This window comes from Janthinobacterium salmonicoloratum (assembly GCF_051380845.1).
Taxonomy (GTDB): domain Bacteria; phylum Pseudomonadota; class Gammaproteobacteria; order Burkholderiales; family Burkholderiaceae_D; genus Janthinobacterium; species Janthinobacterium lividum_F.
The window spans coordinates 2,688,585-2,704,972 of sequence record NZ_JBNYXV010000001.1 but is presented as its reverse complement, the minus strand read 5'-3'; the positions used below and the strand labels follow the sequence as shown (position 1 = coordinate 2,704,972).

10 protein-coding genes are annotated in these 16,388 nt (G+C 56.4%); all 10 read left to right on the top strand.

Annotated elements, in window-relative coordinates; genetic code table 11:
* Positions 1 to 4: 4 nt before the first annotated feature.
* The gene (locus ACQ4WY_RS12460) at positions 5 to 2,209 is read left to right on the top strand and encodes an EAL domain-containing response regulator (protein ID WP_436504259.1); all 2,205 of its coding nucleotides are present in this window, start codon (positions 5 to 7) and stop codon (positions 2,207 to 2,209) included.
* A gap of 3 nt (positions 2,210 to 2,212) precedes the next feature.
* On the top strand, positions 2,213 to 3,802 hold the full coding sequence (locus ACQ4WY_RS12455; protein WP_436504257.1) for an SEL1-like repeat protein: 1,590 nt from the start codon (positions 2,213 to 2,215) through the stop codon (positions 3,800 to 3,802).
* A 181-nt stretch (positions 3,803 to 3,983) separates the two neighbouring features.
* Positions 3,984 to 4,688: a DUF4197 domain-containing protein gene (locus tag ACQ4WY_RS12450; RefSeq protein WP_436504255.1), complete on the top strand. Its 705-nt coding sequence runs from the start codon at positions 3,984 to 3,986 to the stop codon at positions 4,686 to 4,688.
* 380 nt (positions 4,689 to 5,068) lie between these two features.
* Positions 5,069 to 7,999: a YjbH domain-containing protein gene (locus tag ACQ4WY_RS12445; protein WP_436504253.1), complete on the top strand. Its 2,931-nt coding sequence runs from the start codon at positions 5,069 to 5,071 to the stop codon at positions 7,997 to 7,999.
* A 54-nt stretch (positions 8,000 to 8,053) separates the two neighbouring features.
* A complete protein-coding gene (locus ACQ4WY_RS12440) occupies positions 8,054 to 9,988 on the top strand; it encodes an SLBB domain-containing protein (RefSeq protein ID WP_436504251.1) in 1,935 nt (644 codons plus the stop codon).
* Positions 9,989 to 10,082: 94 nt separating this feature from the next.
* Positions 10,083 to 11,306 carry a GumC family protein gene (locus tag ACQ4WY_RS12435; protein WP_436504249.1) on the top strand — a complete coding sequence of 408 codons (1,224 nt, stop codon included), beginning with the start codon at positions 10,083 to 10,085 and terminating at the stop codon, positions 11,304 to 11,306.
* Between the two features lie 51 nt (positions 11,307 to 11,357).
* Positions 11,358 to 12,128 (top strand): glucose-1-phosphate cytidylyltransferase, encoded by a 771-nt coding sequence (gene rfbF / locus ACQ4WY_RS12430; RefSeq protein WP_436504247.1) that lies wholly within the window; start codon positions 11,358 to 11,360, stop codon positions 12,126 to 12,128.
* Positions 12,128 to 13,195: a CDP-glucose 4,6-dehydratase gene (gene rfbG / locus ACQ4WY_RS12425; RefSeq protein ID WP_436504245.1), complete on the top strand. Its 1,068-nt coding sequence runs from the start codon at positions 12,128 to 12,130 to the stop codon at positions 13,193 to 13,195. Before rfbF ends, rfbG begins: the two co-directional genes overlap by 1 nt.
* A gap of 18 nt (positions 13,196 to 13,213) precedes the next feature.
* Positions 13,214 to 14,539, top strand: coding sequence for a lipopolysaccharide biosynthesis protein RfbH (rfbH, locus tag ACQ4WY_RS12420; protein ID WP_436504243.1), 1,326 nt, complete (start codon positions 13,214 to 13,216; stop codon positions 14,537 to 14,539).
* A 22-nt stretch (positions 14,540 to 14,561) separates the two neighbouring features.
* Entirely contained in the window at positions 14,562 to 16,376 is a 1,815-nt protein-coding gene (locus ACQ4WY_RS12415; RefSeq protein WP_436504241.1) for a thiamine pyrophosphate-binding protein, read from the top strand.
* The last annotated feature ends 12 nt before the right edge of the window (positions 16,377 to 16,388 follow it).

Below are 16,388 nucleotides of genomic sequence, written 5' to 3'. Positions count from 1 at the left end.
GTCCATGAACTCCTCCGCCATTCCCTTTGACCTGGAAAACAGCCCGCGCATCCTGCTGGTCGACGACGAGCCCCGTCTGCTCGCTTCCCTCCACGAATTGCTGAAGGACCGCGGCTACCAGCTGTACACGGCCACCTGCGGCAGCGAGGCGCTGGCGCAGTTGTCGAAACTGCGCTTCGACCTGATCCTGCTGGACTTGCGCCTGCCCGACATGAGCGGCCATGAAATCATGGACCACATCAACCGGCGCGGTATCGAGGGCGACGTGATCGTCATGAGCGGCGACGTCGGCATCGAGGCGGCCATCGGCGCCCTGAAGCGCGGCGCCTATGATTATCTGCGCAAGCCGTATAGCCGCGAGGAGCTGCTCAAGACGGTGGAGAACGCGCTGCAAAAGCGCAAGCTGGCGCTGGAAAACGAGCGCATCGCGCTGCAGCTGGAAAACTCGGAAAAGATGTACCGCTACCTGGTCGACAGCTCGCCCGACATCATCTATACCCTGAATCACGAAGGCCGCATCACCTTCATCAATGACAGGGTGCACCAGCTGCTGGGCTTTAGCCGCGAGGAGCTGATCGGCAGCCATTATTCCATCCTCGTGCACGACGAGGACCAGGAGCGGGCGCGCTATGCCTTCAATGAACGCCGCCTCGACGAGCGCGCCTCGCGCAACGTGGAGCTGCGCCTGAAGTGCCACAGCGGCAGCGGTAGCGACCGCACCTTCAACAACACCCTGATGACGATCCCGCTCAACTCGATCGGCGTGCACAGCCACGATCACGAAGCGAAAAAGCAGGAATACTTCGGTACCTACGGCGTGGCGCGCGACATCACCGACCGCAAGCGCGCCGAGGAAGTCATCTCTTACCAAGCCTATCACGACATCCTGACGGACCTGCCGAACCGCATGCTGTTCAAGGACCGACTGGGGCTGGCCGTGATCCAGGCGCGGCGCAAGCTGACGGAACTGGCCGTGATGTTCATCGACCTGGACCGTTTTAAACTGGTCAACGATACCCTGGGCCACGTCAAGGGCGACGAGTTGCTGCAGCAGGTGGCGCTGCGCCTGAAGGATTGTCTGCGCCGCGGTGATACCCTGGCGCGCCAGGGCGGCGATGAATTCACCATCGTGCTGCCGGAACTGCGCGACCGCCAGGATGCGCGCCTGATCGCCGACAAATTCCTCGAATGCCTGCACCAGCCCTTCGACCTCGATGGCAACCAGGTGCATATTTCGGCCTCCATCGGCATCGCCATCTATCCGGGCGACGGCGAGACCATCGACGAGCTGCTGCGCCACGCCGACATCGCCATGTACCAGGTCAAGGCGCTGGGCAAGAACGGCCACAGTTTTTATCACGAGTCCATGCTCGATGTGTCGCACCAGAAGATCGCGCTCGAACAGAGCCTGCGCAAGGCGCTGGAACTGAACCAGCTGGAGATGTATTACCAGCCGCAGGTGGACGTGATGACGGGCCGCATCGTTGGCGCCGAAGGCCTGATGCGCTGGAATCACCCGCAGCGGGGCTTGCTGACGGCCGGCGAATTTTTGCCGTTCGCCGAGGAAAACGGCTTGATGCTGCCGATCTCGGACTGGATGCTGGGGGCCCTGTGCCGCGACCTGGTGCAGTGGAACGCGGCTGGCGGCGAAGCCGTGCGCCTGTCGCTCAATTTGTCGCCGCAATACCTGGACCGGGGCGACTTTTTCGAGAAGATGCGCGGCGCCCTGACGCGCTATGGCATCGCGCCGGAAAAGATCGAAGTGGAGATCACGGAAAACATCTGCATCCGCAACCCGCAATATGCGATCGAGCAGTTGAACAAGCTGTGCCAGCTGGGTGTGTCGGTGGCCATCGACGATTTCGGCACCGGCTATTCCTCGCTGTCGTACCTGCACCGCTTCCCCATCCACACGATCAAGATCGACCAGTCGTTTGTGAAGGAAATCCACGACGAGCACGGACACTATCCCGTCATCCTGGCCATCATCTCGATTGCGCGCGGCCTGGGCCTGCACCTGATCGCCGAGGGCGTGGAAACGGAGGGGCAGGCGCGCTATCTGCAGGACAAGGGCTGCACCACGATGCAGGGCTATCTGTATCACCGGCCCATTTCGCTGGGCAGCTTCATCGGCGTGCTGCAGGAGCAGAACCGCCTGATCGCCGATGCTGCCCCCGCGCTGTCGCAGACGCTGGCCATCGAGGCCTGACCCATGCCAGTTGCCGCTCCCCGCTACACGGCCGCGCATTCCACGGCTGCGCATTACACAGCTGATTACCTGCGCCTGAAAGGGCTGGCCGAGAAGGGCAATGCGAACGCCCAGCACAGCCTGGGTTTCATGTATTTCAATGGCCAGGGAATAGAACAAAGCTATGCGCTGGCGCTGCACTGGTATGGCCTGGCCGCCGCGCAGGGGCTCGAACACGCGCAATACAACCTGGGCGTGATGTGCCAGAAAGGGCAGGGCGTGGCGCAGGATTTTGCGCAGGCGGCGCACTGGTACCAGCAGGCGGCCGAGCAGGGCTACGCGGCGGCGCAATACAACCTGGGCTGGCTGTATGCCAAGGGCCAGGGGCTCGCGCAAGATAGCGGGCTAGCCATGCTGTGGTTCAGCCGCGCGGCGGAACAGGGCGACGCGGGCGCGCAAAACAATCTGGGCATGATGTATGACAATGGCAAGGGCGTGCCGCAGGACTTCGTGCAAGCCATCGCCTGGTACCGCAAGGCGGCCGAACAGGGCTATGCGCGGGCGCAGTTCAACCTGGGCCTGCGCTACGACAATGGCCAGGGCGTGCGCCAGGACCGCCAGCAGGCGACGGCCTGGATGCGCAAGGCGGCCGAACAAGGCTATGCGCCGGCCCAGTTCAACCTGGCGCTGCGCTATGAAAATGGCGACGTGCTGCCGCAGGACAGCAGGCAGGCGATCACCTGGTACCGGCGCGCGGCCGAGCAGGGCCACGCCAGTTCGCAGTTCAACCTGGGCCTGATCTACGACAATGGCCAGGGCGTGCCCTGCGATAAACAGACGGCACTCGAGTGGTACGTGAAGGCGGCTGGCCAGGGGCACGCGGCGGCCCAGCACAATCTGGGCCTGCACCATGAACATGGCGCGCAGGACTATACCCGGGCGCAGGTCTTTTACCGCCAGGCGGCAGAGCAGGGCTTTCCCGCCGCGCAGTATCAGCTGGGACTCCTGCATGAGCATGGACAGGGCATGCCTGCCGATGCGCAGGAATCCATCTTCTGGTATCGCAAGGCGGCTGACCAGGGACATGTGCGGGCGCAGTTCGACCTGGGCCTGCGTTATGAACATGGCCAGGGCGTGCCGCAGGATCTGTCGCTGGCGCTGGAGTGGTACCGCCGCGCCGCCGAGCAGGATTACGCGCCGGCGCAATACATGCAGGGCGTGTTGCATGACCGTGACGACGGCCCGGCGCCCGACAGCCAGCTGGCCTGCGCCTGTTACTGCCGCGCCGCCGCGCAAGGCCACAGTCTGGCCCAGTTTGCGCTGGGCCTGCGCCATGACAATGGCCAGGATGTGCCGCAGGATTATGCCGCCGCCTGGGACTGGTACACGCTGGCCGCGCGCCAGGGCCATGCGCGGGCACAAATGAATCTGGGCCTGATGGCGGCCAGCGGCCAGGGTGGCCCGCTCGATTTGCAGCAGGCGTATATCTGGCTATCGATGGCCGTGGCGGCCGGCGTGGCCGGCGCGGAAAAATCCTTGCGCCAGACAGCGGCGCGCATGCGTGAGACGGATCTGGCGCGGGTGCGCGAACAGCTGGCGGCGATAGCAGGCTAAGCCATACAGCCGGCGTTAGCGTGCGCGGATACAACAGCAGGTGCCGTATAGTCCTTCCCCTCCGCCACCTGTAGCACCCCTTGTTTCCCCCAAGCGCAAAAAATTGCTGCAGTATTTGCAGTTTTGATGTGCTAAGGTTCCAGCAAAAGGTGGTCTGTCTATTATTTAGAAAAGGAAAACTATGCGCCTGAACCCTTCCACTGGCCGTTCGGCCGCCATCCTGTGTGCGCTGGTGTTGTTGTCGTCCGGCGCAGGCGCCGCCGGCCCCCTGGATGCCCTCAGCAACCAGGATGCCAGCAATGGCTTGAAGGCCGCGCTGGAAGCCGGATCGGCCGCCGCCGTTGCCAAGTTGGGCATCGAAAATGGTTTCCTGAACAATGACAAGGTCAAGATCAAGTTGCCTGGCATCCTGGAGCAAGCCAAACCCTTGTTGAAAATGACGGGCCGCGGCCAGCAACTGGACGACCTAGTGGTGGCCATGAACCGTGCCGCCGAGTCGGCAGTGCCCATGGCCAAGCCCTTGCTGCTCGACGCGGTCAAATCGATGAGCGTGAGCGATGCGAAAAATATCCTGTCCGGTGGCGACACGTCGGTGACTGACTTTTTCCGCCAGAAGACCTCGGCACCCCTGGCCGTCAAATTCCTGCCCATCGTGAAATCCGTTACCGACCGTTCGGGTCTGGCCAGCAAGTACAACAGCACCATGAGCCAGATCGGCAAGACAGGACTGGTGCCGCAGCAGCAATCGACGGTGGAAGGCTATGTCACGGACCGTGCGCTTGACGGCCTGTACCTGATGATTGGCGAGGAAGAAAAAGCCATCCGCAGTAATCCGCTCGCGTATGGCAGCAAGATTATCGGCAAAGTATTTGGCAGTTTGAAGTGACTGTTCCAGCCCGCAGCAGGGTCGAAGGCGGTGTTTGCCGTGCATAGACAGGTGTGGCGCAAGGGAAACAAGTTAAGCATTTGCTACAAGAAAACAATGTTAAAATTCTGCGAACTACATTCCTGAGGCATGATTAAGCAACGATCTGCTGTCCGGAAGTGCTCAGTCTTAGTGGCGAACTGATGCGTGGCATTGCAACATGCCCGTCGGTTGGCCTTTTTTCGTTTCATTCACATTTCCCCAAGCTCATTGATTTTCTGAATATATTCTCAGGAATTCCAGACGCAGGATATTTTAGGTAGCCGGATTTGTTAAGCGTACTCAGAAAATCAATCAAATATACTTGGTGTGGCTGTTTGGTGCTTGGCGCGCCTTCGGTGATGGCCGCGACGCCGAATCATGGTGGTCAATCTGGCTATATCAATATGCCTAGCGCCGTGGTGGAAACGGACGGCACCTTCAGCGTCGGCTATAGCTATGACAGCCCGTATGGCCAGTTATGGGCGACGGCGAATATCCTGCCTTTCCTGCAGATGACGGGACGTTATGTGTCGATAACGGGCATTCCTGGTTTTACCAATGTGGCCGGTGAATATGGCAGTGGCTATGGCCGCTACAAGGATAAAGTCGTCGACGGTAAATTGCGCCTGTGGACGGAAACGGAGTGGATGCCTTCCGTTGCTGTCGGCATGACGGATTTGTTCGGTACCGAGCTGTTCAAGGGCCAATATGTGGTTGCCACCAAGACATTTGGCGCCAGCAAGAATATCGAAGCGAGCCTGGGCTATGCCCATAAACGCCCGGATGGCGTGTTTGCCGGCGCGCGCTGGACGCCGACTGTGCTGCCGCGCTGGTCGGTGGTGGCCGAGTACGACACAACCAATTATCTGCGCGACTTCCGCGCCAGCGAAACGAATGCGGGCAAGCGCCGCAAGGGTGCCTCCGTGGGTCTGGAATACCGCTGGGGCTGGCTTGCCTTGCAAGCGGCACGCAGCCGCGACCAGTTCAGCGTGAACGCCTTTATCAGCATTCCCTTTGGCGAGCGCGAGTTCATCCCCAAGGTGTATGAGCCACCGTATTTCGTGGACGACAAGAATCCGCCACCGCTGCCGAGCAGGGAAGAATGGCACCGCGACGCCGTGTATGGCGCCGACCTGGTCAATGCTCTGGTAAAACAGGACTACAAAAATATCCGTGTCGAGCAAGAAGGCAATGTCCTCAGCCTGAGCCTGACCAACAGCCGTATTTCTAACATGGGCCGCGCCGTTGGCCGGGCCGCGCGTACCGCTGTCGCCTTCGCGCCGAAGGGCGTGACGACCCTGCGCATCACGTATACCAAGCTGGACCAGCCAATCGCCACCTACGAATTCTTTGATTTGCCAAAATTAAATGACTATTTGGCAGGCAAGATCGACCGCAAGGCCTTCCTCGATGTCGTGCTGCTGCGCTATCCTGAAAAAAGCGATGTCATCCGGGACGATCAGCAAGGCTGGCTGCAGGAATTCCTCGACAAGCCGGCACCCGTCGTTGCCGCAGAACCTGCACCAGCTCCCGCTCCCGCGCCGGTACTTGCCGCGGCTTCCGCGACTGCCATGGCGCCGGCTCCCGCCGTTTCCGTACCTGCTCCCGCCAAGGCCGCCAACGTCTTGAAGGATGATGGCAAGCTGGCCGTTGGCGTAGGCGTCGATGGCGACGTGGTGCAAATCAAATCGCTGGACCGGGAAGCGAACCGCTTCAAGGTCGCTCCCAAGGTGGGCTTCTTCTTCAATGACCCGAGCGGCGCCTTCCGCTATTCGATTTCGGCCGTGGCCAACTACGACCGCCGCCTGGGCGACGGCCTGTACCTGAATAGCGCCGCCAGCCTGCAGTTGCTGGAAACGGTATCGGGCGTCAAGCAGCCATCGAACAGCAACTTGCCGCACGTGCGTACGGATATCGCGGAATATCTGCGCGGTGGGCGTTTCTCGCTGAGCCGCGTCTTGCTGAATAAATACAACAATCCTGCCGAACGCGTGTATACCCGCATGTCGGCCGGCCTGTATGAAGACATGTACCGTGGCGTGGGTGGTCAGGTGCTTTACCTGCCGAAGGATAGCCGCTGGGCGGCCGACGTGGCTGTTGATGCCTTGCAGCAGCGTGGCTACAAGGGCTTGCTCGACTCGCGCGACTACAAGACGGTAACGGCGATCGGTTCCCTGCATTACCGCTTGCCGCACGACATAACCGTGACGGCCCGTGCCGGCCGCTTCCTGGCCAAAGACACGGGCGTACGTATGGAATTCAAGCGCCGCTTCCAATCCGGTATCGAGGTCGGCGCCTGGTACACGCATACGAATGGCAACGACATCACCAGCCCTGGCACGCCGTCGAAGCCGTATCAGGACCGTGGCATCTTCCTGTCCGTGCCGCTGAACAGCATGTTGCCGATGGACACGCAATCGACGGCCGGCTTTGCCCTTGCGCCATGGACGCGCGATGTGGGGCAAATGGTCGCTTCGCCTGGCGACCTGTACGACATGTTCGAGCGCCCGCGGGCCGACATGCTCAGCTACGATGGCCTGGGTAATTTTGCCGAGCGGCCGGACGAACAGCACCTGCCTGCCGTCAATCCGCCGGACCGGCCGTTTGTCAGCCCATGGCCCGCCATGCGCGCGCGCCTGGAGCAATCGTCTTCCGCCTTGCCGCAACCGGCCGAGTGGGTCAAGGCGACGGCCCTGATCGGCGGCGTGGTGGTGGCCTCCGCCTTGAGCGACAAGCCCGTCGACCGTTTCGTCAAGAAGCACGAGGATTCCAAGGTCTACCGTAATTGGGACAAGCTGGGCAAGGCCATGCCCTATGCGGCAGTGGGCGCTGCGGCTGCTGCTTTCGCCCTGGGCGATGAGCGCATGCAAAATACGGGACTCATTTCCCTGCAATCGGTTGCCGCGGCAACGGGTCTGGCAGTGGCCGGAAAATATGCGTTTGGCCGCGCCCGTCCAGAGGAAGACCTCGGAGCGTGGAGCCGCGTCGGCAGCGGCAGTTCCCGCTCGAATTCCTCATTTCCATCCGCGCATGCGGCAATCGGCTTTGCTGCCGTGACGCCGTTTGCCAAGGAATACGATGCGCCATGGTTGTACAGCGTGGCCGCCGTGGGTTCCGCCGGCCGCGTGTTTGGCCGCAAGCACTGGGTCTCCGACACGGTCGCTGGAGGCATCCTGGGCTACGCCATGGGCAGCTGGCTGTGGCACGCGCAGCGTGATCAGAGCAAATCGGGTTTGTCGATCAATCCCGGACCGAAAGAAATCAGCGTGACCTGGCAGGGCAAGTATTAAGCGCGCATGGCGCTCCCTTTTACTCATACAACATTCATCCAGACAAAGACCAGCATGAAAAAGCAATTTCGTACTTCCTCGCCTTTTGTGAAACACGTGATTTTCTCGGCTTGCCTGCTGGGGGCAACTTCTGCCTATGCCGTGGAGCAGGAACTTGGCGCGAATGACATGCCTCGTACGGATATCTCCCGTGCACAGGCGAATGAAATGGGCGGCAGCAGCTTGCCAAGTATTCGCAGTGGCCGCGGTGAGCAGCGTCAGGCAAAAACCGTCCCCGTCCCCGTCAACAGCAACGGCAAACGGAGTGTTGTTGGTGCGGGTACTGAGGTCGATGTGCCAGTTGGCGCTTTTGAGGAATATGTCGATGGCGTGACGGGCAAAAAACTGAATATTTTTGGCAAGGATCTTTTCGGCGATGTGCCATCCACCTTTGCGCCGCTCGATGGCGTCCAGGTAAACCAGGAATACGTGATCGGTACGGGCGACGAGTTGCAGGTACGCGGCTGGGGCATGGTCGATATCGACGTCAGCGCCACGGTTGACCGCAGCGGCGCGATTTTCATTCCACGCGTTGGCTCCATCAAGGTCAGCGGCGTGCAGTACAAGGATTTGCAGGGCTACCTGAAGAAAGCCATTGGCAAAATCTACAACAATTTCGACCTAACGGCGAGCATCGCGCAAACGCGTGCCGTGCAGGTGTACGTGGTCGGCCATGCCGTTCGCCCTGGCACGTATACCTTGAATTCCATGAGCACCCTGCTCAATGCCCTGTTTACCTCGGGTGGTCCGGACGCTACCGGCAGCATGCGCAATATCCAGCTCAAGCGCGGCAAGGATACCGTGACGACGTTCGACCTGTATGACATGCTGGTCAAAGGCGACAAGAGCCGCGACGTCACCTTGCGCGATGGCGACGTGATCTATATTCCTGAAGTGGGCCCGCTGGTGGCCCTGACCGGTAGCGTGAAGCAGCCGGCCATTTTTGAGTTGAAAGGCAACGCCACTCTGGCCGATGTGATGAGCTGGGCTGGCGGCTTTGATTCTGCTGCTGAAACCAAGCAGGTTGTTGTCGAAAAAAACATCGACAATCAATATAAAACCGTACTGGAATTGGTGGCCGACAATGGTATCTCCAGCACCCAGTTGGCCGGCATTGCCGTCAAGCCGACCGATATCCTGCGCGTGTTCGCACCAGGCGCCGTACCCGTGCAGGCACAAATCCAGAATGAATATGTGCGCGTGGCTGGCGAAGCAAAGCAAAGCGGTATTTTCTTGTTGAAAAAAGGTGAAACCTTGCGCGAGCTGATCGCCCGTGTTGGTGGCGCCAATGAAAACGGCTACCTGTACGCCACCCAGTTGAACCGCGAATCCGTACGCCGCGCCCAGCAAATCAAACTGAACCAGGTGGCCGACCGCTTTGAGCGCGACCTGGAATCGAACGCCACCCAGCGCATGTCTGCCTCGGGCGACAAGGAAAATGCAGCGAAGACCGCGGCCGAAGTGGAGCAGCAACGCCGCATCGTGCAAAAACTGCGCACCGTCAAGGCGGAAGGCCGCATTGTGCTCGATTTGCCGGGCGTCGATACGCAAGTGAAAAACCTGCCCGATTTGCCCTTGCAGGACGGCGACTCGATCCTGATCCCACGCCGCCCCGGCACCGTGGATGTGCTGGGCTCTGTCTTCCAGCAAAACGCTTTTGTTTACCGTTCACAGCGCACGGTCAACGACTATGTGCAGCAAGCCGGCGGCATCACCGCGAATGCGGATAAATCCGAAATGTACGTGATTCGTGCCGATGGTACGGCGCAAAGCGGCCAAGGCACCGGCTGGTTCGGTGGCCTCGGCGGTACGGCGTTGAATCCTGGCGATACCGTGGTAGTGCCGGAGAAGATTGAGCGCAGTACGTTTATGCAGAGTTTGAAGGAATGGACCGCAATCTTTTATCAGTTTGGTCTTGGTGCGGCAGGTCTTAAAGTATTGAAAGACTAATTTTTCCGTTGGCATCGGGACTGGTTGCATTCACCATAAATGGTGTTCCTTGGTAACATTTCAAATATGTTGGGTTGTCCTTTGAAAGAGAAAGATGATTGAAGAATTAAAAGATAAAGTGTCGCCAGCAGTAATAGGTGAAAAATATGATGAAATCAGCTTATTGGATATACTGACTGCGCTGGCTAGGCAAAAAAAGACAATTTTGATTGTTCCCTTGGTAACGGGTATATTGGCCATTGCCATTGCATTCCTGATAGTGCCTAAATTTTCCGCCACAGCAGTGATTTTGCCGCCACAACAGCAACAGAGTTCTGGCGTCGCAGCTATGCTTGGTCAGCTGGGTGGCTTGGCTGGAGCAGCCGGAAATATTGCTGGTTTGAAAAACCCCAACGATTTATATGTTGGCATGCTGGAAAGTCGTACAGTCGCGGATAAATTGATTGATCGTTTCGATTTGAAGAAACGCTATGATGTTGAAACGCTTGATGAAGCGCGCAATAAGTTGAAATTATTTTCAACAGTATCCAGCGATAAAAATGGAACAATTTCTGTTTTAGTGGAAGACAGGGAGGCAAAATTTGCAGCAGAGCTTGCTAATTCCTTCGTGATTGAATTGACCCATCTGACCAAGGGTCTTGCAATCTCTGATGCTGCACAGCGCCGCCTGTTTTTCGAGAAACAGTTGCTAGCGGTGAAGGATGATCTGGCTGATGCTGAGATTGCACTGCGTAAAACTCAGGAAAGTACAGGCTTGCTTCAGCCGGATGGTCAAGTTCAAGGAATCATTCGTAGTGTTGCGCAGCTGGAAGGAACTATCGCGGGGAAAGAGGTGCAACTGAATTCGATGCGTAGTTTTGCGACAAGCAACAATCCAGATCTGATGCGTCTACAAAGTGAAATTCAAGGATACCGGGCGCAACTTGAAAAATTAAAAGTTGGAAAATCATCTGGTGACGGTGACTTGATGGTGCCAACCGGAAAACTTCCTGAAGTGGGAATTGAATATATACGTAGATTGCGGAATGTAAAATATCAGGAGGCGATATTTGAACTGCTTTCGAAGCAATACGAGTTGGCGAAAATAGATGAGGCAAAAGAATCATCGATCATCCAGATTCTTGATGTTGCAGTTCCAGCGGAAAAAAAATCCAAACCAAAAAGAATTATTATTATCTTGTTAGGTTTTGTCGGTGGTGCATTTTTGGGTATGCTGATCGCATTGTTGCGTGATGCTTATTTTCATTCCACGAAAGACGAAAAAAGCAGATATCGTTGGAGTGAATTGCGGATGGCATGGAAGAATAAAAATAATTAGTTGAAATGCCTTGAATGGCGTGCATTAGCACTTGGATGAGTAAGGAAGAAAATGAAAGCTGTTATTCTGGCGGGTGGGCTGGGAACTCGTATTAGCGAAGAAACATCGACAAAGCCAAAGCCAATGGTGGAAATTGGCGGCAAGCCGATTCTGTGGCATATCATGAAGTCTTATTCTGCACATGGCGTCAATGACTTCATTATTTGCTGCGGCTATAAAGGCTATGTCATCAAGGAATATTTTGCCAATTATTTCTTGCATACGTCGGATGTGACATTCGATATGCAGAATAATCAGATGGAAGTCCATACGCGCAATGCGGAACCGTGGAAGGTTACGCTGGTCGATACCGGTGATGAAACAATGACCGGTGGTCGTTTGAAGCGTGTCAAATCGTATCTGGAGGGCGAGGACGCATTTTGCTTTACCTATGGCGATGGCATTAGCGATGTCAACATCAGCGAATCAATCGTTTTTCATAAAGCGCATGGCAAACTGGCTACCTTGACGGCTACCCAGCCACCTGGTCGTTTTGGTGCGTTGATTCTGGATGGCCAGAAAATCAACAGTTTTCAGGAAAAGCCACAAGGCGATGGTGCCTGGATTAATGGAGGTTATTTTGTTTTGTCGCCAAAAGTCATCGATTACATTGCAGGCGATAGTACTACCTGGGAAAAGCAGCCGCTGGAGCGCTTGGCCGAAGAGGGAGAATTGGATGCATTCTTCCACCATGGTTTCTGGCAGCCAATGGATACCTTGCGCGACAAGGTCCATTTGGAGGAACTGTGGCAGTCGGGTAAAGCCCCCTGGAAGGCTTATTGATGAATCCTGCATTCTGGCAAGGAAAACGGGTTTTCCTGACCGGGCATACCGGCTTCAAGGGCGGGTGGCTCAGTTTGTGGCTGCAGCAGCTTGGCGCCGACGTGACCGGTTACGCACTGGAAGCGCCCACGACGCCCAGCCTGTTTGAGGTCGCCGACGTGGCCAGTGGCATGCAGTCGATCATCGGTGACGTGCGCGATGGCGACGCCGTCAAGCGTGCCATGGCTGTCGCACGCCCCGACATTGTCATTCACATGGCCGCCCAGCCGCTGGTGCGCTACTCGTACGTTAATCCGGTGGAAACGTATTCCACCAACGTAATGGGCGTGGTGAATGTGCTCGAAGCCGTGCGCGCCACGCCAGGCGTGCGCGCGGTGGTCAATGTTACCAGTGACAAGTGCTATGAAAACCGTGAGTGGCCCTGGGGCTACCGCGAAAATGAAGCGATGGGCGGCTACGATCCCTACAGTAATAGCAAGGGTTGCGCCGAACTCGTCACAGCCGGCTATCGCAGTTCCTTCTTCAATGCGGAGAAATATGCGGAGCACGGCATTGCCCTGGGGAGCGGCCGCGCTGGTAATGTCATCGGTGGCGGCGACTGGGCAATGGATCGTTTGATTCCAGACATGCTGCGCGCTATCGGCGCCGGTGAGTCCGTCATGATCCGCAACCCTCATGCGATACGTCCATGGCAGCACGTGCTCGAACCGCTGAGCGGCTACCTTACCCTGGCGGAAAAGCTGCATACGGAAGGCACCGTGCATGCCGAAGGCTGGAATTTCGGTCCACACGACACCGATGCCAAACCCGTGGAATGGATTATCGAGCGCATGACACAAGAATGGGGCGCGGGCGCGTCCTGGTCGCTGGATGGCCAAGACCATCCGCATGAGGCAACCTATCTAAAACTCGATTGTTCCAAGGCGCGCGGCCAGCTGGGCTGGCATCCGCGCTGGGATATTGGCCAGACCATCGCCAAAATTGTTGAATGGCATAAAGCGTGCGACGAGGGTGCCGACATGCGTGCAATGACGCTGGCGCAAATCACTACTTATCAAAATACTTAACAAATTGAAGGCTGTATCATGAGCGAACAACTGACCCAACAACAAATCCGCGAACAGATCGCTGCCCTGGTGGCGCAATACGGCGCAATGGCCAGCGTGCCAAAACCATTCGAACCGGGCGTGACGGTGATTCCACCGGCCGGCAAAGTCGTTGGCGCGCCTGAGATGGGTCTGATGGTCGAAGCCTCGCTGGACGCCTGGTTGACTACGGGGCGTTTCAATGACGAATTTGAAAAGCGCCTGGCCAAGTTCATCGGCGTCGAATTCCTGATCACGGTGAACTCGGGCTCGTCGGCCAACCTGGTGGCCTTCTCGGCGCTGACGTCGCCAAAATTGGGTGCGCGCGCTATCCAGCCTGGTGACGAAGTCATCGGCGTCGCGGCCGGTTTTCCGACTACAGTCAATCCCATCCTGCAGTTTGGCGCTGTACCCGTCTTCGTCGACGTTGAGCTGGGCACCTATAACATCGATGCCTCGAAAATTGAAGCGGCCATCACTGACAAGACCAAGGCCATCATGCTGGCCCATACTCTGGGCAATCCGTTCAATTTGGAAGTCATCGTAGCGTTGTGTAAAAAGTACAACCTGTGGCTGGTGGAAGATTGCTGTGACGCCCTGGGCGCCACCTACAACGGCCAGATGTGCGGCACCTTTGGCGATATCGGCACCATGAGTTTCTATCCTGCGCATCACATCACGATGGGCGAAGGCGGCGCGGTATTTACCAACAATCCTGAGTTGAAAGCCATCGCCGAATCGTTCCGCGACTGGGGCCGTGATTGCTATTGCGCGCCGGGCAAGGACAATACCTGCGGCCAGCGTTTCTGCTGCAAGCTGGGCACGTTGCCGGAAGGCTACGATCACAAGTACACCTACAGCCACCTGGGCTACAACCTGAAGATCACCGACATGCAGGCCGCCTGCGGCCTGGCGCAGATGGACCGCGCGGCTGGTTTTGTGCAGGCGCGCAAGGACAACTTCGTCTACATGAAAGAGGGTCTGAAAAACTGTGAAGAGTTCCTGATCTTGCCGGAAGCGACGCCGAACTCCGATCCATCCTGGTTCGGTTTCCCGATCACCATCCGCCCGGAAGCGAATGTGGACCGCGTCAGCCTGCTGACTTTCCTGGATCAGCACAAGATCGGTACGCGTCTGCTGTTTGCCGGTAACCTGACGCGGCAGCCCTACATGATCGGGCGTTACTACCGCGTCTCGGGCGAGCTGACGAATACGGACCGCATCATGCACGATACCTTGTGGATTGGCGTCTTCCCTGGCCTGACCAAGGAAATGATGGACTTCTCGATCAGCAAGATTGAAGAGTTTTTTGGCGTGAATTTTTGAAATAGAACAATACTTATTAATCATGAAAAATAAAGTCAGCGACCTCATTGCAGAAACGCTAGAAAACCTTGGAATTACCCATGCTTTCGGTATTATTGGTGCAGGTAATGTACATCTATTCGAAGCAATAACCCGTCGTGGTTTTACCGAGATCGTTTGTGTCCACCATGAGCAAGCAGCCAGCATGGCGATGCAGACTTATTACCGTAGTTGCGGAAAACTTGCTGCGTGTTTGCTTACGACAGGAGCTGGCTCCACTAACGGCGTGACCGGTGTGGTTTCTGCGTGGGCGGACTCGATCCCAGGACTCGTCATTGCGGGGAATGAGCATTCCAAGCATACATTCCCTGAGAACAGCCACCGGATGTGGGGTGTGCAAGGATATGACACGGTAGACATGATTAAGAAGGTGGTCAAGTACGCTAAACGCGTTATGAGGCCTCAAGATGCTGGCTCTGAAATCGAAAAGGCGGCTTTTATTGCTTTGGATCAGCGCCCCGGCCCTTGCTGGATAGAAATTCCGATGGATATCCAATCTGCCATGATCGAGCGAGACGAAATGCTTGCGTTTGTTCCTCCGGCTCCTGCTGTTGTTGACATGACGCTTTTGGGGGATCAGCTCGACAGCGTGATTGCCGCTTTGAGAAAGGCTGAAAGGCCCGTACTTTGGCTAGGTAACGGTATACGTTTGGCTGGCGCAGAAAAGAAATTACCTATATTACTAGACTTGCTTGGCGTACCGTCGCTGGTTTCATGGGCCGGTATCGACATGATCGGTTCGAATCATTCGCTTGTATATGGCAGGGCTGGTGTTTATGGCCAGCGCAGCGCCAATTTCATTCTCCAGAATAGCGACTACGTATTGGCGATCGGCACTCGGCTAGCTATTCCGCAGGTAGGTTACGATTTGTCAGAACTGGCGCGAGCTGCGAGAATCGACGTAGTCGACATTGATGAAAAAGAAGCTATAAAACTCAAACCACGCATTGAGCAGGCGATTGTTTTCGATGCCGGGAATTTTATTGATGCATTGATTGAAAAAGTCCAGAAGGATCATGTCGGAAAGAAAACCAAATGGATCACACAATGCGATACCTATTTTGAACAATTCCCATTGATTGGTCCTGAACACGCTGACTCAGAAAATTTCATCAATTCGTATCGTTTTATTGATCGATTGAATACATTTTTGAAGCCTGATCAAGTCATCGTTACAGATATGGGGACTGCTTTATTGTGCGGCCATCAGGTTCTCGATCTCAGGGATGGACAGCGCCTGATGACATCGACTGGTCTAGGCGAAATGGGCTATGGCCTGCCTGCTGCAATTGGTGCTTCGTTCGCAGGCCAACGCAGTGAAGTTATGTGCCTGAATTGCGATGGTGGCATCATGATGAACCTGCAGGAGTTGCAAACTATCGCGCATCATCAATTACCGATAAAGATATTCATTTTCAATAATGATGGATATTTAATGATAAAGCATACCCAAAATTCTCTATTTAAAAACGGTTATGTGGGTACCGACCGGAAGTCTGGTGTTTCTTGCCCTGATTTCAGCAAAGTTGCCGCTGCGTTTGACATGCCAGCTTATCAGATTCGTGATTGGGAAAACTGTGATGAAGTATTGCGTCAAGTACAGGCTGCGAATGGCCCTGTTATTTGCGAGGTATTCATGCACCCAGAACAATTGTTTGTTCCAAAACTATCGCTGGTAGTGAAGCCTGATGGATCCTTGGTCTCGCCTCCGTTGGAGGATTTATCCCCAGTCTTGCCGCGTCACGTATTAGCGGAAGCCATGATAATCGGCATGCATGAAAAATCCCGGAACATGTAACGAGAATAAATC